We start from the raw sequence: 21,825 nt of genomic DNA, 5'->3' as shown, positions 1-21,825 counted from the left end.
GTCTGCTTGTAACGCGTTTTACGACTCTATTCAGGGGCGCTCACGACGCTTCACGGCTGCGGCGGCAAGGTGGCCTGGTGCGCGTCCAGTTCCTGGCAGATCGCCTGTTCCAACAGTTCGATCAGGCTGTCGTCGGTCAGCGGCTGATCGTCGCCGTCGGTAATATGGAAAATATCCTCGACCCGCTCCCCAAGCGTGGAAATCTTTGCGTTGTGCAGTCGCAGATCGTGGGTAATAAAAATCCGTGCGATGCGCGCAAGCAGGCCAGGGCGGTCCGCGCTGGTGATTTCCAGGGTGCTGTAGGTGTCGCCGGGCTCAGTGGAGATATGGGCCTGGCTCGGCAGATGGAACATTTTCAGGCGGCGCGGGGTGCGGCGCTTGATCACTTTTGAATAATCCTCCACCAGTTTCAGTTCTTTGTGGAGGGTATTGCGGATCTGCTCCAGGCGGTGGGGTTCGTCCAGCAGTGGCTGGCCACTCTCGTCCAGTACGTAAAAAGTATCCAGTGTGTAGCCACCGGCGGAGCTGTACAGCCGCGCGTCGTGAATGTTCAGGTTGAGCATGTCGAGGCCGGTAACCACCGCGGCAAACACGTTGGGTCTGTCCGGGGTGTATACAAATACTTCCGTAGCGCCGTCGTGTTCTCCGGGGCCCGAGTTGCGGGTTAATACCACAGAGTCGCTGTCTTCGTCCCGCGCCGGGTCTTTCTGCAGCTGATAGATGGCGGCGGTGTGCCAGGTGATGCTGTCGGTACTTTCGCGTACGAAATAGTCTTCACCCATTTCCGACCAGATATCTTCCACCGCATTGCTGGGGACTCCCATGGCGCGCAGCATATTGCGCGCCTGTGCCTGGGTTTCCACGTAGATTTCGTCGCGGTCGATGGGGTTTTCAAGGCCGCGCCGCAGGGCGCGCTGGGTGTACTGATACAGCTGGCGCATCAGGCTGGCACGCCAGCTGTTCCACAGGTCCGGGTTGGTGGCGTTAATGTCTGCCACCGTCAGTGCGTAGAGGTAGTCCAGGTGTTCACGGTCGCCCACTTCGGCGGCAAAGGCGTGGACCACTTCCGGATCGGTAATGTCCTGTTTCTGGGAGACGGCGCTCATCAGCAGGTGCTTTTCTACCAGCCAGCACACCAGGCGGCGGTCGCGAGCTGAGAGCCCGTGGCGACGACAGAACGCATCTGCATCGATCACGCCAAGTTTGGAGTGGTCACCGCCGCGGCCCTTGGCAATATCGTGATAGAGGCCGGCGATATACAGCAGCTCGGGCTTGCGCATGCGCGACAGGATTTCTGCGGCCAGCGGGAACTTCTCCCAGGCCTCGTCACTGCGGAAGCCTCGCATATTGCGCACTACCTGCAGGGTGTGGGCATCCACGGTGTAAATATGGAATAGGTCGTGCTGCATCTGCCCGGTGACGCGACCAAACTCCGGCAGGTAGCGGCCGAGGATGCCGTAGCGGGTCATTCGGGTCAGCTGCGTGGACAGGCCACGCGGGCTGCGCAGCAGCTGCATAAACAGGCGCGCATTGGCAGGGTCCGCGCGGAACTGATCGTCGATGAGATGTCGGTGTTCGCGCATCAGGCGAATGGTGGAGGCGCGCACCCCGTGGATTTCCGGGTTGTTTGCCATCAGCACAAAGATTTCCAGCAGGGCCGGCGGGTACTCGATAAAGGTGCGTGTTACCGCTGCCTCGATGGTATTGCCGCGCAGTTGGAAGCGCTCGTTGATGGGGGTGACCGGCAGATGCTTGCCGCGCTGCAGGATCACTTCATCCAGGAACTGCAGCATCACATCGTTTAATTCCCGCAGCGCCATCACGATGCGGTAATAGGTGTGCATGAACTGCTCCACCGCCAGGTGGGTGTCGTTGTCCTTGTAGCCGAAGTCTCGCGCCAGTTCCCGCTGGTAGTCGAACAGCAGCCGTTCTTCCGGGCGGCCAGCCAGCAGGTGCAGGCCGTAACGCACCCGCCACAGGAAGTCCTCGCCTGACTGCAGGATGGCGAACTCTTCCTCGGTGAAGAAACCCTTGCCCTGCAATTGTTTCAGTGTGCGCACATGAAAATAGCGCTTGGCCACCCAGTTGATGGTCTGGATATCCCGCAGGCCGCCGGGGGCGTTTTTAATATTGGGTTCAAGATTGTACTCGGCACCCTGCTGCTTGCTGTGGCGGGCTTCCTGCTCTTCGTACTTTGCGCTGAAGAACTGGTCTGCGGGCCATAGATTGTCGGGTGTCATGCGCTCGGTGAGGGTTTCACAGAGGGCCGGGTTGCCGACCACGGTGCGGCATTCCATCAGGTTGGTAGCAACCGTGATGTCTTCCGCCGCCATTTCCACACACTGGTCCACGGTGCGCACGGCGTGGCCAATATCCAGTTTCAGATCCCACAGGAAGGCGACCAGGCGCTCGATATTGTCGACGACGGTCTCGTCCGGCTTTTCGGTGGAGAGAATGAGCAGGTCTATATCGGAATTGGGATGCAGTTCGCCGCGGCCGTAGCCCCCAACGGCCAGCAGGCTGATGGTGCTCGGCCACTGGAACTGGTGCCAGGCGTAGTGCAGCAGGCAGTCCACAAACAGGGCGCGCTCGTAGACCAGCGTGCGAACATCTTCGCCCTCGCGGAAACGGCGTGCCATATGGGTATCTGCCGCGCCTACCGCATCCTTGAAAATTTCCAGAGTGGGGCGGGCACCCTCCGCCAGATCTCTCCGGAACCGGGACTGGTCGAAGAAAAACAGGGGCTTTTCGAAATGCGGTAACTGCGCAAGCTGCGTGGAATTCATAGATGCGGAACCCGGTTTACCCTGTCGGCCAGCGCGAGCGCTGAAATGTGTCTTGTTTTTGGTCGGGGTCAGAACGACTCTTCCTTGCGCGCGGTGAGAATCTCAACCCCGTCGCTGGTGACCGCCATAGTGTGCTCCCACTGCGCGGACAGGCGGCGATCGACAGTGACCGCAGTCCAGCCGTCACGCAGCACTCGGCTGCCGGGCTTACCGGCGTTGATCATCGGTTCGATGGTGAAGGTCATGCCTTCCTCCAGTACCTGGCCGGTGCCCGGCTTGCCATAGTGGAGGATCTGCGGGTCTTCGTGGAAGACGTCACCGATGCCGTGGCCGCAGAAGTCTTTGACCACGGAGTAGTAATTTTTTTCTGCGTGCTGCTGGATCACGTGGCCGATATCGCCAAGGGTGGTGCCGGGGCGCACGATCTCGATAGCCTTGTACAGGCATTCCTGGGTGATCTTGACCAGGCGTTCCGCATGGGCGGCGGGTTTGCCGACGAAGTACATTTTGGACGTATCGCCGTACCAGCCGTCCTTGATGACGGTGACGTCGATATTGATGATGTCGCCTTTCTTCAGCACCTTGGACTCGGAAGGGATGCCGTGGCAGATCACTTCGTTAACGGAGGTGCAGATGGATTTGGGAAAGCCGCGATAGCCCAGGCAGGCGGGGATGGCCTCCTGAACATTGACGATATAGTCATGACAGCGGCGGTCCAGTTCTTCCGTGGTGACACCGGGAGCCACATGTTCGCCAATCATCTCCAGCACTTCGGCGGCCAAGCGGCCGGCGGTGCGCATTTTGGCGATCTGTTCTGGACTTTTTACAGCGTTGGTCATGAATCTTCCCGGGTATTCGTGGCTTTTGGCAGAAGTGCGCGTGTTTTGCACACTTTTAACGCAATTTTGGTGCAGTCAGGGCCCCGAGGTCAGGCTGGGCCCGGAAACGGCGCGATATTGTAGCGGAATTACAGGGGCAGGGCATTAGGTGACCGGAATGTCAGCATTCGTGTCCGACCCAGAGCGATTCTGCAGAATCCGCTTTCGTGGCGCTGTTCACACTTCCAGCGCCCTGAGGAATATGGTATAAAGCGCGCCGCTTTGGGCAGTGCCCGAGGTGAAGCTAAACAAAGGGTGGTGAATTTCACCGCACTTAACAAACGCCGCACATATACCGGCACATTCTCCTGGGTGTCTTTGTGGTTCCCCATCTGATGGTGAAACCCGAGGATTGGTGAATGGGGTATATGGAGGATCAAACCCGGGAAGCATTCGGCCTTTAAGTTACGGTCGGCTGCCTCCGTTATTGTTATTGAGGTTTATTATGCCGCAAGTCAGCATGCGCGATATGCTGCAGGCTGGTGTCCACTTTGGTCACCAGACTCGCTACTGGAACCCGAAGATGGGTGAATACATCTTTGGTGCTCGCAACAAGATTCACATCATCAACCTGGAGCACACTGTTCCGGCCTTCAACGAAGCTCTGCAAGTCATCAAAGGCATGGCAGCGCAGAAGAAGAAGATCCTGTTTGTTGGTACCAAGCGCGCTGCGCAGAAGTCCATCAAAGAGCAGGCCGAACGTGCGGGTCAGCCCTACGTCAGTAACCGCTGGCTGGGTGGTATGCTCACCAACTACAAAACCATTCGTGCTTCCATCAAGCGTTACCGCGATCTCGAAGCCCAGTCTCAAGACGGTACCTTCGAAAAGCTGACCAAAAAAGAAGCCCTGATGCGTACCCGCACCATGGAGAAGCTTGAGCGCTCCATCGGTGGTATCAAAGACATGGGTGGTCTGCCGGACGTACTGTTCGTGATCGACGTGGAGCACGAGCGTATCGCTATCCAGGAAGCCAACAAGCTGGGTATCCCTGTGATCGGTATCGTTGATACCAACAGCAGCCCGGAAGGCGTTGACTACATCATCCCTGGTAACGATGACGCGATTCGTGCCATCAAGCTGTACACCACTGCGGTAGCCGACGCTGTACTGGCTGGCACTGCCGAAGCTGGTGGCGCTGCTGCTCAGAATGAGTACGTTGAAGCGCAGGACGATCAGCAAGCTGCGGACTCCTAATTCGGAGTACTAGCCGCAGGCTACTGGCGGTGTAACATTTTTGGGTTACGCTGCAGGGAAAAGGGGCCACTTATCCGGCCCCTTTTTTTCAAATCCAACAAAGAATTTGAATCTGAACCCGAGGATTGAATCATGGCGATTACCGCGTCAATGGTAAAAGAACTGCGCGAGCGCACCGGTCTGCCGATGATGGAGTGTAAAAAAGCACTGAACGAGGCAGATGGCGACATCGAGAAAGCGATTGAAGACCTGCGCAAGGCTTCCGGCCTGAAAGCGGCCAAGAAAGCTGGCCGTACCGCTGCTGACGGCGTTGTTGCTGCCAAAGTTGCCGAAGACGGCAGCTACGGTGTTCTGGTTGAGGTGAACTCCGAAACCGACTTCGTTGCCCGCGATGAAGGCTTCAAAGCTTTCGTTGGCAAGGTTGTCGACAAGGCATTTGCCGATCGTCAGGAAGATGTTGCTGCACTGATGGAAGGTGAGCTGGAAGAAGCGCGCGAAGCGCTGGTACAGAAAATCGGTGAGAACATCGGTGTTCGTCGCATTCAGCTGGTTGAAGCGCCGGTAGTGGGTGCCTATGTGCACTCCAACAGCCGTATCGCTGCCATCGTTGCCCTGAGTGGCGGTGATGTTGAAACCGCGCGCGACGTGGCCATGCACGTAACTGCGGTCAACCCGCAGGTGGTTAAGCCGGAAGATATGCCGGCTGACGTGCTGGAGAAGGAAAAAGACATCATCAAGGCGCAGCCGGATATGGAAGGCAAGCCTGCCGAAATCGTCGAGAAGATGATGGGCGGCCGCATCAAGAAGTTCCTGAAGGAAAACAGCCTGGTGGAACAGCCTTTCGTTAAGAACCCGGACGTGAGCATCGGCAAACTGGTGAAAGATGCCGGTGGCGACGTTGCTAGCTTCGTGCGTTTTGAGGTGGGTGAAGGTATCGAGAAAGAAGACGTTGACTTTGCAGCGGAAGTGGCCGCTCAGGTTAAAGCCAGCTCTTGATGTCTGAATCAGCCGGCGACCAAGCGGTCGCTGGCGCCAGCGGGGTGCACCCGGTGTGTTCATTTGAATACGTCCGGGGCGCCCCGCTGTTGTATCTGGACCACTAAGGGTTTCTGCTCGATATTTGAGCGAAATTGGTGGCGGGTGAGGCTATCCCGCACTTTGAACCAGGCCAGATCGGTATAGCCATAGGTAAAGCGCCGAATTTGTTGTAATGTTCGGCGGGCGCGACCCGGAACTGCGGTTGCGTCTCAACAGAGAATTTAGCCCGTAACAGTTGAGGAACAAGGGATGCCAGGTATTAAAGACCGCAAGTACAAGCGAATCCTGTTAAAGCTCAGCGGAGAAGAGCTGATGGGCGAACAGGGGTTTGGTATCAGCCCCAAAGTGCTCGACAAAATGGCCCTTGAGATCGGCCAGCTGGTGGGTATTGGTGTCCAGGTTGGTCTGGTGGTCGGTGGCGGCAATTTGTTCCGCGGTGCCGCGTTGAACGCTGCAGGCCTCGACCGGGTAACCGGCGACCACATGGGCATGCTGGCCACCGTGATGAACGCCCTGGCTCTGCGCGATGCCCTGGAGCGCTCCAATATATCTTCCCGCGTTATGTCGGCCATTCAGATGAGCGGTATCGTGGACCACTACGACCGCCGCGCCGCCATCCGGTACCTGGAGCGTGGCGAAGTGCTGATTTTTGCCGCCGGCACAGGTAACCCCTTCTTTACCACCGATTCCGCTGCCTGTCTGCGCGGTATCGAGATTGAGGCGGAAATGGTGCTCAAAGCCACCAAGGTGGACGGCGTCTACTCTGCGGACCCGAAACTGGTGCCCGACGCCACCCGCTACGACCAACTTACTTACGACGAGGTTCTGGACAAGAAACTCGGGGTAATGGATCTAACCGCAATCTGCCTCTGCCGCGAACACAATATGCCTGTGCGGGTGTTCCGCATGGATAAGACCGGCGCACTGCTCAATATTGTTGTGGGTGGTGAAGAGGGCACACTGATCGAAGAGGAAGTGAATCGTGATTAACGATATCAAGAAACAGGCCGAAACGCGCATGGGTAAAGCCATCGATGCGCTGGGTACCAACTTCAATAAAATTCGTACCGGCCGCGCCCACCCGAGCATTCTGGACGGTATCCAGGTGTCCTATTACGGCTCCGACACGCCGCTGTCTCAGGTGGCCAACGTGACCGTAGAAGATGCGCGTACCTTGTCTGTTACTCCCTGGGAAAAGAACCTGGTGCCGGAAATCGAAAAGGCCATTATGAAGTCCGATCTGGGCCTCAACCCCAGCACCGCCGGTGCGGTAATCCGTATCCCGATGCCGATGCTGACCGAGGAAACCCGTAAGAACTTTATCAAGCAGGCCAAAGGCGAAGCGGAAAGCGCGCGGGTCTCCATCCGCAACAATCGTCGCGATGCCCTGGCCGAAGTGAAGGCGCTGGTTAAGGATAAGGAAATCTCCGAGGACGACGAGCGTCGTGCAGCGGACGAGATCCAGAAACTGACCGATAAATATATTGCCGAGGTGGAAAAGGCACTGGCGGCAAAAGAAAAAGACCTGATGGAAATCTGATGTCTTCTGGCGGTACTGGTGTGACAGCACTCAAGCAGGCGGGACCGCGACATGTTGCCATCATCATGGATGGGAATGGCCGCTGGGCTGCGCGTCGCGGGCTGTCACCGTCCGCCGGGCACAAGGCGGGCGTTGAGCGGATCCGCGATCTGATCGAAGCGTGTAAAGAGCGCCAGATCGAGGTGCTTACCCTGTTCGCATTTTCCAGTGAGAACTGGCAGCGTCCGCCCAAGGAGGTAGAGCTGCTGATGACCCTGTTCCACTCCTATCTGCGCCGGGAGGCCCGGCGTATGCAGGAGCAGGGTGTGCAATTGCGTGTGATTGGGCGGCGCGACCGCTTTTCACCGCGGGTGCAGCGGGCGATTGTGGAAGCGGAATCCATCACCTGCGATGGCCAAAATGGCACTCTGGTGATCGCTGCCGATTACGGTGGCCAGTGGGATATCGCCCAGGCCGCGCGTACGCTGGCTGAAGAGGTCGCTAGCGGTCAACGCTCTGCCGATTCCATCGACGAGGAATCTTTGGGCGCGCACATCCAGCTGGCGGACCTGCCGCCGGTGGATCTGCTGATTCGCTCCAGTGGGGAGCAGCGAATCAGTAATTTCGTGCTTTGGCAGGCGGCGTACAGCGAGTTCTATTTCACCGATACGCTGTGGCCGGATTTCGACGTGCCAGCGCTGGATCTTGCGCTGGAGGCATTTCGACTGCGGGACCGTCGTTACGGTGGGCGCGGCGAGGATGGCCTGGGGGCTCAAGCCTGACAGAACCGGATCTGCCAGGCTGACGAGCACGGATTACCGATTGATAATAGTTAAAGGTTTTTAAGGGTTTAACGGTGCTAAAACAAAGAATAATTACCGCGCTGGTGTTGGTTGCTCTTTTCCTGGGGTTGCTGTTTTTTGTGCCCCTGCAATGGTTCTCCATTGTGATCGCCGGGGTCATTCTGCTGGGTGGCTGGGAATGGGCCAACCTCTCCAATCTGAACCGTGCCCTGCGCTTTGTTTTTCTCGCCGCACTGGGTTGTGCATTGATCGCCACGGCCCACTATGTTTTCAGTTTTGATTTCTCAACCCCCGATACCGATCGCGCACGTCAGATACTGGCGGTTGCCTGCGGTTGGTGGGCGCTGGCCTTTCTATGGGTGCAGGGGTACCCCGCCAGTGCCATGTTGTGGGGGAATCGGTGGGCGCGCGGGTTGATCGGTCTGGTGGTTCTGGTTCCAGCGTGGTTGTCCGTCGTTATTCTGCAGGGGCAGGATCACGGTGCCTGGCTGGTGCTGTTTGTGGTTGCGGTGGTCGTGGCTGCCGACGTGGGTGCCTACTTTGTGGGGCGCAAGTTCGGCAAACACAAGCTGGCGCGGGAAGTGAGCCCCGGAAAATCCTGGGAGGGCTTTTTCGGCGGTCTCGCAGCCTGTCTGGTTCTGGCGCTGGGCGTGTCCGTGGCGTTTGATCTGCCCACCAAAAATACGGTGCTTTTCACTATCGGCGTGCTGGTGACCGCACTGGCATCCGTGATTGGTGATCTTGTGGAAAGTATGTTCAAGCGCCATCGGGGGATCAAGGACAGCAGCCGAATCCTGCCGGGACACGGCGGTATTCTGGATCGCCTGGATAGTCTTACTGCAGCGCTGCCCGTGTTTACCATGGCGGCGCTTGCCAGCGAACTGCCCAAATATCTGTAATCTTCGATAGTTGATTTGGGCGCAGAGGTATTTCGAATTCATGCAAACCACGACCCCACAACCTGTCTGTGTGCTCGGGTCCACCGGTTCCATCGGGGTGAGTACGCTGGATGTGCTTGCCCGTCACCCTCAGGATTATTCTGTTTTTGCCCTGACTGCGCGCGACCGCGTGGCCGAGCTGGCACAGCAGTGCCGCCGGTTTAATCCACGCTATGCCGTAGTATTGGACGAGGGGAAAGCGCTGCGACTTCGTGGCGAGTTCGCTGAAGAAGGGCTCTCCACGCAAGTGCTGAGTGGTGTGGAAGGTTTATGCCAGGTGGCATCTGACCCACAGGTGGCCATAGTTATGGCTGCGATTGTAGGCGGGGCCGGATTGCAGCCGACACTGGCGGCCGTGCAGGCAGGGAAAAAGGTGCTGCTGGCGAATAAAGAGTCGCTGGTGATGGCCGGGCCGCTGTTTATGTCGGCTCTGGCGGAAAGTGACGCCTCACTGTTGCCGATCGATAGCGAGCACAACGCGATTTTTCAGTGTCTGCCGTATCCGTGCGATAGCCTGGCAGATGCCGGTGTGGAGCGTATTTTGCTGACAGGCTCGGGCGGGCCTTTCCGCACCGCAGACCCTGAGAGTTTGCACCAGGTTACGCCAGATGAGGCCTGTAACCACCCCAACTGGTCCATGGGACGCAAAATTTCGGTGGATTCCGCCACCATGATGAACAAGGGGCTGGAATTCATTGAGGCCTGCTACCTTTTTCACGCGGAACCTGCCGATATTCAGGTGGTGGTACACCCGCAAAGCATCGTGCACTCCATGGTGCAATATCGGGATGGTTCCCTGTTGGCGCAGATGGGGGAACCCGATATGCGTACACCCATTGCACATGCCCTGGCGTTTCCCCAGCGTATTGACAGTGGTGTAGGTGCGCTGGATCTGATTTCTGCCGGACGCCTGGACTTTGAGGCGCCGGATGAGGCGCGATTCCCCTGCCTCCGTCTGGCGCGGGAAGCAATGGAGCAGGGTGGCAGCGCGCCAACCGTGCTCAACGCGGCGAATGAGGTGGCGGTGGAGGCGTTTCTCGAAGGGACGCTCCCGTTCACCGGAATCGCTGACTTGATCGAAAAGGTCATGAATTCTACCAAAATGGTTGAACTGACGGATCTGGGTACAGTCGAACTGGCTGATCGGGAAGCGCGTGCGCGAGCTCATGAGGTGCTGAGCGAGCTGTGCGGCGTCCACAGCGTCGACGGTGATAATACCAACGGGCAGCGGCCGCAAACGAGATCAATGTAAACTGACCCCATGTTAGATTTTCTACAGACTGCTGCCTGGGCGCTCGTTGCCCTTGGCGTACTGGTAAGCTTCCACGAGTTTGGCCACTTCATTGTGGCGCGCTGGTGTGGTGTCAAAGTGCTGCGTTTCTCCGTAGGCTTCGGCAAACGCCTGTTTTCCCGTTACGATCGCCATGGCACTGAATTTACCGTGTCGGCGATTCCACTGGGCGGTTACGTCAAGTTCCTCGACGAGCGTGAAGGTACCGTAGCGCCGGAGGATCTCGATCGGACTTTCAACCGCAAAAATGTCTGGCAGCGGATGGCGATTGCCGCCGCAGGTCCCGTGTTCAACTTCTTGCTGGCCATAGCGCTTTTCTGGGGCGTTTTTATGGGGGGGACTTCCGGCCCTGTACCCATAGTGGATCAGGTCGAGCCCCGCAGTATCGCAGCGTACGCAGGCCTGGAATCCGGCCAGGAAATCATTGCCATCGATGACCACCCCACACCCACCTGGCAGGCGCTCAACTGGCGCCTGGCGAATCGTCTCGGCGACACGGGGCATATTAAGTTTTCCGTGCGCTACCCCGATTCCACCCTCGAATATCACATGTATGCGGACATCGATCGATGGCTGGCAGGGCAGGAAGTGCCGGACCCGCTGGACGAGATCGGCGTCAAACTGTGGATTCCCAGCATCAGTATGCGCCTGGCGCAGGTAGTGGGCGGAAGCCCCGCAGAGAAAGGTGGCCTGCAAGAGGGCGATGAAATCATCGCTACCGATGGGCGCGATTACAGTGATTGGGATCAGTGGACCAGTTATATCAAGGCCCATCCGGAGCAGAGTGTGCAGGTTACCGTGCTGCGCGACGATAGTGAGCAGGTGGTTACCATAACGCCGGAGCTGGTGAGCCTCGATAGCGGTGAAAAAATTGGCCGTATCGGCGTGTTGCCGGTGGCTGCATCCTGGCCAGAGGACAAGGTGCGGCGCTATCACTATGGCGTGCTGGGCGCGTTCAATAAGGGGTTGGAAGAGACCTGGAGCAAGACGGTATTTACCCTGAACAGTTTGAAAAAACTGCTGTTTGGCGAGATCTCAACCCGTAACTTGAGTGGCCCTATCACCATTGCTAAAGTTGCCGGCACTTCGGCAGACGCAGGTTGGCAGTCATTCCTGTCTTTGCTGGCACTCCTGAGTATTAGTCTGGGAGTGTTGAATCTCTTGCCGATTCCCGTGCTCGACGGCGGCCATCTCCTCTACTACGGTATTGAAGCGATCAAAGGCTCCCCGGTGTCGGAAAAGGTGCAGATGATCGGCTTGCAGGTGGGGATGGCGATGGTTTTGGGGATCATGGCGCTGGCGTTGTATAACGATATTCTGCGTCTCTAATGAATTTTTGCCGGTGACCTCTGTCCTATTCTGTGTTCTTGGTGGGGCTTCCCATTTAGGGCGAAAGTAGGAGGGACGGGCGCCAGTTGATCTGATGATGCAATCGGATCATGCGAGAGGCGCGGCCTCTGATGTATCGGGCAATTTTGCCCTTATGGAATTGCGAATAAACACTCGGAATTAGTAGATGAAAGATTTCCTGAAGGCGGCGAGTCTCGGCCTTGCACTGCCCATTGCTGCTTACGCCCAGTCGTTTGTAGTCAACGATATTCGCGTTGAGGGGTTGCAACGTGTTTCCGCCGGTACTGTTTTTGCCGCTTTGCCTGTTCGGGTCGGTGACCAGATTGAGAGTGTCGAAATCCAGAGCGCTACTCGTGCGCTGTTTCGTACCGGTTACTTTCAGGATATTCAGATTGGACGCGAGAGCGGTGTGCTCGTCATCACCGTGCGCGAGCGCCCGGCCATTTCCAAAATTGAGATCACCGGCAACAAAGCCATCAAGACCGAAGACCTGCTCAAGGGCATGAACGACAACGGTCTGGCCGAAGGTCAAATCTTCAAGCGCGCGACCCTCGAAGGTCTGGCGCAGGAGCTGCAGCGTCAGTATGTGGCGCAGGGCCGCTATGGCGCCAGTGTTACCACCGAAGTGAAAGAGCTGCCACGCAACCAGGTGGAGCTGAAGGTGGTGGTGGATGAAGGCTCTGTTGCTGCCATCAAACATATCAATATCGTCGGCAACCAGGCGTTTTCCGATGACGAGCTAGGTGAGATCTTTGAGCTGCAGACCACTGGCTGGTTGTCCTGGCTCAATAGCGACGACAAATACAACCGTGAAAAGCTCACCGGCGACCTGGAGCGCCTAGAGTCCTACTATCTTGACCGCGGTTACCTGGAATTCAAAATTGATTCCACTCAGGTATCTTTGAGCCCGGATAAACAAAGTGTATTCATCACGGTGAATATCACTGAAGGTGATGTCTATTCTGTTTCCGAAGTTGAGCTTGCCGGCGATCCGGTGGTGTCCGAGGAAGAAATTCGCCGCCTGCTGCTGGTGCGTAAAGGGCAGACCTTCTCTCAGGTACTGATGACCACTACTTCCGACTACATTACCAAACGCCTGGGTAATGAGGGTTATACCTTTGCCGAGGTGAATGGAATTCCGGAAGCCAATGAAGATGATAAAACCGTAAAGGTCACCTTCTTTATTGATCCGGGTAAGCGCGCCTATGTACGTCGTATCAACTTCCGTGGCAATACTCGTACGTCTGACGACGTGTTGCGCCGTGAGATGCGCCAGATGGAATCCGCTTCCGCCTCTTCTGCCCGTATCGAGCAGTCCAAGGTTCGTCTTGAGCGCCTGGGGTATTTTAAGGAAGTGCAGGTGGAAACCACCGAGGTACCGGGCACGTCCGACCAGATCGATGTCGAATACACAGTAGAAGAGCAGCCTTCCGGTACCATCGGCGGTACTGTGGGTTACGCGCAGGGCAGCGGCCTGGTGCTCGGCGCTAATGTGCAGGAAAACAACTGGCTGGGTACCGGTAAATCTGTTGGTTTTGCGGTAAACACCTCGACCTATCAGACGGTACTTAACTTCTCCTATACCGACCCGTATTTCACGCCAGACGGTGTCAGTCGTGGTTTCAACGTGTTCTATCAGGAACGCGATTACTCTGAGATCAACCTGTCCAGCTATAACACCACCACTTATGGTGCGGGTTTGAGCTTCGGTTACCCGATTTCTGAGATTTCTCGTATCGGCCTGAATATCGGCTTCAATCACCTGGAGTTGAGCACCCACAGCAGTTCCGTGCAGGAAATCAAAGACAGCCCTGTGCCGATCAATGGGGTAAACGGTGAGATCAATTCCGATGATGAGGCGGATATTCTCGAAGAGCTCGAGATGGCCGTCGAAGACGGCATTGCGCTGGATCTGAGTATGCCGGTGGATACCGGTCTTCTGAACACTAACCCGGATGGCTTCGTTGATCTGTATGGCGATGAGTTTGATTCCTGGTCCCTGACGACGTCCTACGCACGCTCAACACTGAATCGGGGTATTCTCGCAACCCGCGGTGCGTCCCAGCGCGCTTCCATAGAAATAGCGCTTCCTGGCGGAGACCTCGAGTATTACAAGTTTATTTATACCGGACAGTATTTCCGCCCGCTTACCAAAGACCTGACGCTGCGTCTGCGTACGCGATTGGGCTACGCCGAAGGCTACGGCGAAACCGATGAGCTGCCGTTCTTTGAAAATTTCTACGGTGGTGGTTTTGGTTCTGTGCGCGGCTTTGAGCGCAACACACTCGGGCCGCGTTCAACACCTGCCGTGAATTACCGAACAGCACCTTGTGCGGTTGATGCAGAGGGTGATGTAACCGAATTCTGTTATGTGCTGGACGACGCAACCGGTGAGCTGGAAACGACTCCGGTGAGCAATCGCCGTCCAGACCCTTTCGGCGGCAACATTCTTGTGGAGGGCAGTGCCGAAATCATTTTCCCGATTCCGTTCGTGAAGGATCAGCGCTCCATGCAGTCCGCGTTCTTTATCGACGCGGGTAATGTATTCAGTACCAACTGCGGTGTTTCTCAGCTCAACTGTTACGATATCGACGTTGACCATATCAATGTGTCTGCAGGTATCGGTCTGACCTGGATTACCGGCTTTGGTCCGCTCACCTTCAGCTTGTCCAAAGCTCTGCAAGAAAACGAAGACGACGAGATCGAAGTATTCCAGTTCTCATTGGGTAATAGCTTCTGACCACTGGAAATTGCCGCCGCAACTGTTTAGGGTTCACTCCTGAGCGGTAAGCGGTGGCCTTCCAGATGACTTCTCATTGAAAAGGGCCACTGTGGAAGTGGCCGCAAATTTACAGAAATACGGAGAATAAAAAGTGTTCAAATTTGTAAAAGTGAGTGCGATTCTGCTGGCTGGCCTGCTTTTTGCGGGAACCGCGAGCGCACAGTCAAAGGTAGCCGTGGTGAATATCCAGGCTGCGATCATGAGCACTGAGAAGGCGACCTCCAAGATCAATGCCCTGAAGACCAGCTCCGAGTACTCCCAGCTGCAAAACAGCGCCGAAAGTATTCGTGCAGAAGTTCAGAAAATGGCTGAAGACGCGCAAAAGAATGGCGTAACCTGGTCTGAAGAGAAGAAAGCCGAGCAGCAGCGCAAGATCAACTTCAAGCGTTCTGACTTCGAAACCACGGTGAAAAAGCTGCGTGCGATGGAAGGTCAGGCAGTGCAGGATCTGCAGAAAGACCTGCTGCCGAAAGCCAAAGCGGCTCTGGAGGAAGTGATCAAGGAGCAGAAGTTGGATCTGGTACTGGATGCCAGTGCTGCGGTTTACGCTGGCAAAACTGCCAATCTGACCGAAGAGCTGGTTAAGCGCCTCAACGCTGCCAAGTAACTTCGACAGTAAAGCAATGATGAAAAACGCTCAGCCAACGCTGGCGCAGTTGGCTGACGAACTGGGCGCGGAATTGCGCCTGGCGGCTGGGGCCAGCGGCGATCAGGTGCCGACTGGCCTCAATACATTACAGGATGCGGCGAAAAGTGAAGTCAGCTTTCTCGCCAGTGCCAACTACCGCCGTTTTCTCGCCACCACCAATGCCTGTGCAGTACTGGTTTCTGCCGACGATGTGGAGTCCTGTCCGGGCACTACATTGATTGTGCCCAACCCCTACCTGGCGTTTGCCCGGGCCACTGCGATTTATGATCGTACGCCTACCCCGGCGGCAGGAATTGATCCCTCAGCCATAATTCATGACAGCGCAGAGGTAGCTGCGGATGCCAGTATTGGCCCGGGCGTCGTGGTGGAAGCGCATGCGAGAATCGGTCAGGGTGCCGTTATTGGCCCTGGGAGCGTGGTCGGTGAGGGTAGTGAAATTGGCGCTCGCACGCGATTGTTTCCCAATGTGGTGGTTTATCACGGCTGCTCTATCGGCGCTGATTGCACCGTGCACAGTAATACGGTTATTGGTGCGGACGGTTTCGGTTTTGCGCCGGCTCAGGGGCAGTGGACCAAAATCCATCAATTAGGCGGTGTGGAAATTGCCGATGAAGTCGAGATAGGTTCCTGTACCTGTATTGACCGCGGTGCCCTGGGTAACACAGTAATCGGCCGCGGGGTGAAGATCGACAACATGGTGCAAATCGCGCACAATGTGCAGATTGGTGACTACTCAGCCATGGCTGCCTGCTCTGCGGTGGCCGGTAGTGCGGTTATCGGCAAGCATTGCACCATTGCAGGTGGGGCCGGGATCGTTGGCCATGTCACCATTGCAGATCGCAGCCACGTCACTGCGCGTACCCTGGTTACAAAATCCATTGAAGAGGCCGGCTCTTACTCCAGCGGCGTTCCTTTTATGGATAGTCGTAGCTGGCGTCGTAATGCCGTGCGCTACGGGCAGCTGGATCTGATGGCGCGTCGCCTGAAAGCGCTGGAAGTGGCACTCAAGCAGCAGGAGTAAGCGCCGAATTAAGCTATACCTGCTTCACCAGTTGTAGTTACAAGATTTAATCGTAGTTTCGGGGCGTACGGCGCCCCGAAGTGGTTTCTGGGGACAAATCGTCATGATGGACGTACAGGAAATTCGTCAATACCTTCCACACCGCTATCCTTTCCTCTTGGTGGACCGGGTTGTTGAGCTGGAAGAGGGGAAGTCGATCAAGGGCTATAAGAATATCTCGATCAATGAGGAGGTGTTCAACGGCCACTTTCCGGAAGTGCCGATCTTTCCGGGTGTAATGATCGTGGAAGCGCTGGCGCAGGTTTCGGGAATTCTCGGCTTCAAAACCCTTGGGCAAAAACCGGAAGATGGCTACCTGTACCTGTTTGCGGGTATCGACAATGTGCGCTTCAAGCGCCAGGTGGTGCCCGGTGATTGTCTGCAGCTGGAAGCGGAAGTGGTTTCCGAGCGCCGCGGCATCTGGAAATTCGCTGGCAAGGCAACGGTAGACGGCAATCTCGCTGCCTCCGCCGATATCCTTTGTGCGGTGAAAAAAATCTGATTGCACAGGGTGCGCCTGTAAGGGCGGCTTGTGCAATTCATTGTGACCAAATTGATTTTTATATTCGCCATTCACGGGTAAAGTATCGTCGTCGTTTCTGGCGCCATGGCGAGGGAGTCCTCGCTGCCGCCAGCCGATGCATTATCGAGCCGGTGAGGAGAAAGCCACAAAATGCAGACCAGTATTCATCCGACCGCTATTGTCGACCCGTCGGCAACCATCGGCGAAGGGGTGCAAATTGGCCCGTACAGTATTGTGGGGCCCGATGTGGAAATTGGTGACGGCTGCCAGATCGCTTCCCACGTGGTTGTGAGCGGGCCCACCAAGCTCGGCAACAACAACCATATTTACCAGTTCGCCACGGTTGGTCAGGATACCCCGGATAAGAAGTATCAGGGTGAGCCCACCACGCTGGTGATTGGTGACAATAATGTCATTCGCGAAGGCGTCACCATCCATCGCGGTACGGTGCAGGACCGTGGTGAGACCACGATTGGTAATGACAACCTGCTGATGGCCTATGCCCATATCGGCCATGACAGCGTGATCGGTAATCACACCATTCTGGTGAACAATGTCGCGCTGGCAGGGCACGTGTATGTGCGCGACTGGGCCATTCTCAGTGGCTATACCCTGGTGCATCAGCACTGCACAATCGGTGAGCATGCGTTTACCGGTATGGGCTCTGGTATTGGAAAGGATGTACCCGCGTACGTGATGGTCACCGGTAATCCGGCGGAAGCCAAGACGATCAATGCGGAAGGATTGCGCCGTCGGGGGTTTTCCCGCGATGAAATCGCACTGATCAATAAAGCCTACAAGGTGGTTTATCGGCGCGGGCTGACGACCGAAGAGGCGCTGGAATCCCTGGCGCAGATGCGCCAGGAGTCTGCAGTCATTCAACCCTGGATTGACTCCCTGAAAAACTCTTCCCGCGGGATTGTCCGTTGAGTGCTGCCTCCCCCGTTAACAGCAATCCCCTGCGGGTCGGTATGCTCGCCGGCGAGGCTTCTGGAGACATTCTTGGGGCCGGCCTGATTCAGGCGCTGCAAAAGCGATTTTCGTCCGTGGAAGTGGTCGGCATTGCCGGACCACGCATGCTCGCGTTGGGCGCTGAATCCCTGTTTCCGATGGAGCGCCTCTCAGTCATGGGGTTGGTGGAGCCGCTCAAGCGACTGCCTGAGCTGTTAAAAATTCGCCGCACCCTGCGCGAACATTTTATTGCCAATCCTCCGGATATTTTTATCGGTATCGACTCCCCGGATTTTAATCTCGGGCTGGAAGAAGCTCTGCGTTCTTCGGGAATCCCGACGGTGCACTATGTGAGTCCGTCGGTCTGGGCTTGGCGCCGCGGTCGAATCAAGAAGATTGCCCGGGCCGTAGATCATATGCTGACGCTGTTGCCGTTCGAGGCGGATTTTTATCGTGAGCACCAGGTGCCTGTGACCTTTGTCGGCCATCCGTTGGCAGATGAAATCCCACTGGATGTGAATGTGGCGGAGGCTCGCCGCGCGTTGGGGTTCTCTGAGCAGGATGAGGTGGTGGCGCTTCTGCCAGGCAGTCGCGGCGGTGAGGTGCGTTTGCTCGGGCCGTTGTTCATGCAGGCCGCTCTCTGGTGTCAGCAGCGCCGGCCGGGACTCAAGTTTGTATTGCCCGCCGCCAGCCCTCAACGTCGCGAGCAACTGGAGCAGCAGCTCGCGCAGTTCCCCGCTCTGCAGGAGCTGTCGCTGACGGTTCTGGATGGCAATTCCCAGCAGGCACTTGCGGCAGCAGATGCGGTATTGATCGCGTCCGGTACTGCGACCCTGGAAACCATGTTGATGAACAAGCCCATGGTCGTGGCGTACAAAATGGCGGCACTGTCCTATGCGATTTTCTCGCGCATGCTGCACACGCCTTGGGTGTCGCTGCCGAACCTGCTCGCCCAAAAAGAGCTGGTGCCGGAAATCCTGCAGGACGATGCTACTCCCGAGGCACTGGGTGCCGCGCTACTGAACTATTTTCACGACCCGCTGCTGGGTGACCAGTTGCGTCGAGAGTTTAGTGAGATGCACCAGGAGCTGCGCCGCAACGCATCGGAGAAAGCCGCAGATGCGGTCTGTGCGCTGCTGGGCAAATAAGTTCGTTTCCTTACATCTCCTCTTGCCTATTTCCTTTGTGAATTCTATTTGTCTTTTCTATGCCCAAGTCATCTTTGCCTCCCTATATCTGCTCCTACACCGGTTCTTTGCTTGCGGGTGTCGATGAAGTTGGTCGCGGCCCATTGGCCGGTGATGTCGTGGCGGCTGCGGTTATTCTCGACCCGGAGAATCCGATCGTGGGTTTGGCAGATTCAAAAAAACTCAGTGAAAAAAAGCGCGAGCTCCTGTTTGATGAGATTCAGGAGAAGGCGAAGAGCTTTGCCATTGCGCGCGCCACGGTGGAGGAAATTGACCACCTGAATATTCTCCACGCGAGCCTGCTGGCCATGAAGCGTGCGGTCGAGCAGTTGTCGGTGCAGCCCGAATTTGTGCTTGTGGATGGCAATCGCAAACCGCAGTGGCAGTACGATTGCGATACGGTAGTGAAAGGGGATGATCGGGTTGCGGCTATCGCGGCGGCTTCTATTCTGGCGAAAGTTACTCGAGATCGAGAGATGGTAGCGCTGGATGCTGTCTACCCGGGATATGGCCTGGCGGGGCACAAGGGCTACCCCACCAAGGTTCATATGGAGGCGCTGGCGCGTCTGGGTGCAACGCCGGTACACCGCAAGAGTTTTGCGCCGGTAAAGCGTCAGTTGGATCTGATTTGACGCGGGGCGGGCTGGGTTAGCCCGCTTTTTTCACCCGTGCACTGGTGATCATCTTGTCGGAGACTTCCACAATCTCGATCAGGTAATCCTGAATATACAAGCTGATGTTACCCTCCGGGATGCTTTCCAGGTGTTCCATGATCAGGCCGTTGAAGGTTTTCGGACCGTCGGTGGGCAGGTCCCAGTGCAGGGTGCGGTTAATCTCGCGAATCGACGTGCCGCCGTCCACCAGATACCAGCCGTTGCCCTGTTCGATGATTTCTTCGTCGTCACTGGGTACCTGGCTTGCGGTAAAGTCGCCGACAATTTCTTCCAGCAGGTCTTCCAGGGTCACAATGCCCATGACCTCACCGTACTCGTCCACCACCAGTCCCATGCGTCGCTTCTTCTGCTGGAAGTTCATCAGTAGGGTGGGTAGCGGGGTGGCTTCCGGGACGAAGTAGGGTTCGTTCAGGTGCGATTTCAGGGATTCCGCAGTCAGCGTGTCCGGTCCATCGCGCAGGATCTGCGCCGCGCGGCGCAGGTGCAATATGCCCACTACATGGTTGATGTCGCCGCGATAGACCGGCAGTCGGGTGTAACTGCTTTCTGCCAGTTGCTGGAGGATGGCCTCGGCATCATTGTCCAGGTCGACACCAATCACCTCATTGCGGGGAATCATGATGTCTTCCACGGTGGCCTGATCCAGATCCAGTACGTTCAGCAGCATCCCTTTGTGCTTGGTGGGGAGCAGGGCGCCGGACTCAAATACCACCGAGCGCAGCTCCTCAGGTGCCAGGTGTTCCGCCTCGGCTTCCTTGTCGGCTTCCACGCCCACCAGGCGGGCGAGTCCATTGGAGACGCCCCCGATGAGTTTTACAAAAGGGGTCAGCAGCCACAGGAGTGGGCGCAGCACGACACTGGCGGGAAAGGCGATTTTTTCCGGGTGCAGTGCGGCAATGGTTTTCGGGGTGATTTCTGCAAAAATCAGTACAACCAGGGTGAGGGCTGCAGTTGCGTACCAGACTCCGGCTTCGCCGTAGAGCCTGGTAAATACGGCGCCGGCGATGACCGAGGCCAGAATATTGACGATGTTGTTGCCAATCAGAATGACACCGATCAGCTTGTCCGGGCGCGCGAGCAACTCCATGGCCCGCTTGGCGCCACGGTGGCCGGTTTTGGCCTGGTGGCGCAGGCGGTAGCGATTCAGCGCCATCATGCTGGTTTCGGAGCTGGAGAAAAACGCGGAAATAACTATCAGCAGGCCTATCAGTGCAAAGAGTAGGCCGGGCGGCAGATCGTTCAAGGGAGAGCTCTTTCTATTGGGATAGGGCGATATTGGATCAGAACGGCTGAGCTCGCAACTTTCGTTATTCTGTTGCGGCTCAGCCCGGTGATTGCGGTAGTGATTTACTGCTGGGGAAGGATGACTTCCAGCGCCAGTTTACTACCGAAAAATGCCAGCATCAGGATCGCAAAAGCGGACAGGGTCCAGCGCACAGCGGTGTTGCCACGCCAGCCTTTTTTCCAGTGGCCCCACAGCAGAATGCTGTAGAGAATCCAGGCGAGAATCGACAGGGCGGTTTTATGCACCAGGTGCTGTGCAAACAGGTCGTCCACAAACAGGGTGCCGGTAATCAGCGCCGCAGTGAGCAGTAACTGGCCGAATGCTACCAGGCCAAACAGCAGGCTTTCCATTGTCTGTAGTGGAGGTAGCAGGCGGCTGATACCGCCCGGGCGGTGATTGTGCAGCTGCTGGTTGAGCCAGTACAGGTAGATGGCCTGCAGTGTGGCCAAGGTCAGCAGTGAGTAAGCGGCAATGGAGAAAAACGCGTGTGCGGCAATACCGGGAGAAATCTGGGTGGGCGGTGGGGTGCCTCCCCATCCGTGTGCCGCGAACAATTCTGCCAGGGCAGCCAGTGGTGCAATGGCGAGAATGAGTAGTGTCAGCTTGTGCCGCAGGGATAGGCAGAGAAGTAGTAGCCCTACAGACCAGGTGATCATGGATATGACGGCAAGCAGGTCGAAGCGAAAGCCGCTCACGGTCACGAGCGTAAATTTCAGGGAAATTGCGTGCGCCAGCAGCGCGCACGCAAACAGGCCCAGCAGCAGGGGCTGTCTTTTAGCCTGTGATTGGCGAGACAGGGTGGCCACCGCTACACCTGTAGTGGCGATATAAAGCGCGATTGCCATCCAGTGGGCGAATGCCGCCATTGGGGTGTGTCCGTCTTGCAGTTTCATTATTTGTCTGGGCGGGCAGTGTG

General features: G+C 56.8%; 19 protein-coding genes. 15 read left to right on the top strand and 4 right to left on the bottom strand.

Features of this window, described 5'->3' with window-relative positions:
• Window positions 1-50: 50 nt before the first annotated feature.
• Both ACYX4K_RS08475 and map read right to left on the bottom strand, forming a co-directional pair.
• Entirely contained in the window at window positions 51-2,786 is a 2,736-nt protein-coding gene (locus ACYX4K_RS08475; protein ID WP_475092555.1) for a [protein-PII] uridylyltransferase, read from the bottom strand.
• A gap of 68 nt (window positions 2,787-2,854) precedes the next feature.
• A complete protein-coding gene (map, locus tag ACYX4K_RS08470) occupies window positions 2,855-3,625 on the bottom strand; it encodes a type I methionyl aminopeptidase (protein ID WP_475092556.1) in 771 nt (256 codons plus the stop codon).
• 484 nt (window positions 3,626-4,109) lie between these two features.
• Here map and rpsB point away from each other — a divergent pair, with 484 nt between their 5' ends.
• The 15 genes from rpsB (at window position 4,110) to rnhB (ending at window position 19,582) form a co-directional block, all read left to right on the top strand.
• Window positions 4,110-4,859, top strand: a complete 750-nt coding sequence (gene rpsB / locus ACYX4K_RS08465) for a 30S ribosomal protein S2 (RefSeq protein WP_475092557.1) — start codon at window positions 4,110-4,112, stop codon at window positions 4,857-4,859.
• A 132-nt stretch (window positions 4,860-4,991) separates the two neighbouring features.
• Window positions 4,992-5,855: a translation elongation factor Ts gene (gene tsf / locus ACYX4K_RS08460; protein WP_475092558.1), complete on the top strand. Its 864-nt coding sequence runs from the start codon at window positions 4,992-4,994 to the stop codon at window positions 5,853-5,855.
• A 291-nt stretch (window positions 5,856-6,146) separates the two neighbouring features.
• On the top strand, window positions 6,147-6,887 hold the full coding sequence (pyrH, locus tag ACYX4K_RS08455; protein WP_043315683.1) for a UMP kinase: 741 nt from the start codon (window positions 6,147-6,149) through the stop codon (window positions 6,885-6,887).
• A complete protein-coding gene (gene frr, locus ACYX4K_RS08450; protein WP_475092559.1) occupies window positions 6,880-7,437 on the top strand; it encodes a ribosome recycling factor in 558 nt (185 codons plus the stop codon). Before pyrH ends, frr begins: the two co-directional genes overlap by 8 nt.
• Window positions 7,437-8,198: a polyprenyl diphosphate synthase gene (uppS, locus tag ACYX4K_RS08445; RefSeq protein WP_475092560.1), complete on the top strand. Its 762-nt coding sequence runs from the start codon at window positions 7,437-7,439 to the stop codon at window positions 8,196-8,198. Before frr ends, uppS begins: the two co-directional genes overlap by 1 nt.
• A gap of 74 nt (window positions 8,199-8,272) precedes the next feature.
• The gene (locus tag ACYX4K_RS08440) at window positions 8,273-9,118 is read left to right on the top strand and encodes a phosphatidate cytidylyltransferase (protein WP_475092561.1); all 846 of its coding nucleotides are present in this window, start codon (window positions 8,273-8,275) and stop codon (window positions 9,116-9,118) included.
• A 40-nt stretch (window positions 9,119-9,158) separates the two neighbouring features.
• A complete protein-coding gene (gene ispC, locus ACYX4K_RS08435; protein ID WP_475092562.1) occupies window positions 9,159-10,409 on the top strand; it encodes a 1-deoxy-D-xylulose-5-phosphate reductoisomerase in 1,251 nt (416 codons plus the stop codon).
• A gap of 9 nt (window positions 10,410-10,418) precedes the next feature.
• Window positions 10,419-11,777, top strand: a complete 1,359-nt coding sequence (gene rseP, locus ACYX4K_RS08430; protein ID WP_475092563.1) for an RIP metalloprotease RseP — start codon at window positions 10,419-10,421, stop codon at window positions 11,775-11,777.
• Between the two features lie 187 nt (window positions 11,778-11,964).
• The gene (gene bamA / locus ACYX4K_RS08425) at window positions 11,965-14,538 is read left to right on the top strand and encodes an outer membrane protein assembly factor BamA (protein WP_475092564.1); all 2,574 of its coding nucleotides are present in this window, start codon (window positions 11,965-11,967) and stop codon (window positions 14,536-14,538) included.
• 133 nt (window positions 14,539-14,671) lie between these two features.
• Window positions 14,672-15,187: an OmpH/Skp family outer membrane protein gene (locus ACYX4K_RS08420; protein WP_043315699.1), complete on the top strand. Its 516-nt coding sequence runs from the start codon at window positions 14,672-14,674 to the stop codon at window positions 15,185-15,187.
• A gap of 19 nt (window positions 15,188-15,206) precedes the next feature.
• Complete coding sequence (gene lpxD, locus ACYX4K_RS08415) at window positions 15,207-16,250, top strand: UDP-3-O-(3-hydroxymyristoyl)glucosamine N-acyltransferase (RefSeq protein ID WP_476178819.1); 1,044 nt, start codon at window positions 15,207-15,209, stop codon at window positions 16,248-16,250.
• Between the two features lie 103 nt (window positions 16,251-16,353).
• Window positions 16,354-16,791 carry a 3-hydroxyacyl-ACP dehydratase FabZ gene (gene fabZ / locus ACYX4K_RS08410; protein ID WP_475092566.1) on the top strand — a complete coding sequence of 146 codons (438 nt, stop codon included), beginning with the start codon at window positions 16,354-16,356 and terminating at the stop codon, window positions 16,789-16,791.
• A gap of 171 nt (window positions 16,792-16,962) precedes the next feature.
• Complete coding sequence (gene lpxA, locus ACYX4K_RS08405) at window positions 16,963-17,742, top strand: acyl-ACP--UDP-N-acetylglucosamine O-acyltransferase (protein WP_475092567.1); 780 nt, start codon at window positions 16,963-16,965, stop codon at window positions 17,740-17,742.
• Window positions 17,739-18,911 carry a lipid-A-disaccharide synthase gene (gene lpxB / locus ACYX4K_RS08400; RefSeq protein ID WP_475092568.1) on the top strand — a complete coding sequence of 391 codons (1,173 nt, stop codon included), beginning with the start codon at window positions 17,739-17,741 and terminating at the stop codon, window positions 18,909-18,911. Before lpxA ends, lpxB begins: the two co-directional genes overlap by 4 nt.
• A gap of 59 nt (window positions 18,912-18,970) precedes the next feature.
• A complete protein-coding gene (rnhB, locus tag ACYX4K_RS08395; protein WP_475092569.1) occupies window positions 18,971-19,582 on the top strand; it encodes a ribonuclease HII in 612 nt (203 codons plus the stop codon).
• A gap of 16 nt (window positions 19,583-19,598) precedes the next feature.
• Here rnhB and ACYX4K_RS08390 read toward each other — a convergent pair whose 3' ends face one another.
• Window positions 19,599-20,867, bottom strand: a complete 1,269-nt coding sequence (locus tag ACYX4K_RS08390) for an HlyC/CorC family transporter (protein WP_475092570.1) — start codon at window positions 20,865-20,867, stop codon at window positions 19,599-19,601.
• A gap of 104 nt (window positions 20,868-20,971) precedes the next feature.
• On the bottom strand, window positions 20,972-21,775 hold the full coding sequence (locus ACYX4K_RS08385; RefSeq protein ID WP_476178818.1) for a cytochrome C assembly family protein: 804 nt from the start codon (window positions 21,773-21,775) through the stop codon (window positions 20,972-20,974).
• Window positions 21,776-21,825 lie beyond the last annotated feature (50 nt).

The organism is Microbulbifer sp. ABF4_107 (assembly GCF_056312215.1).
Note: the sequence above shows the minus strand (reverse complement) of the source record. Positions and strands in the feature narration are given on the sequence as shown.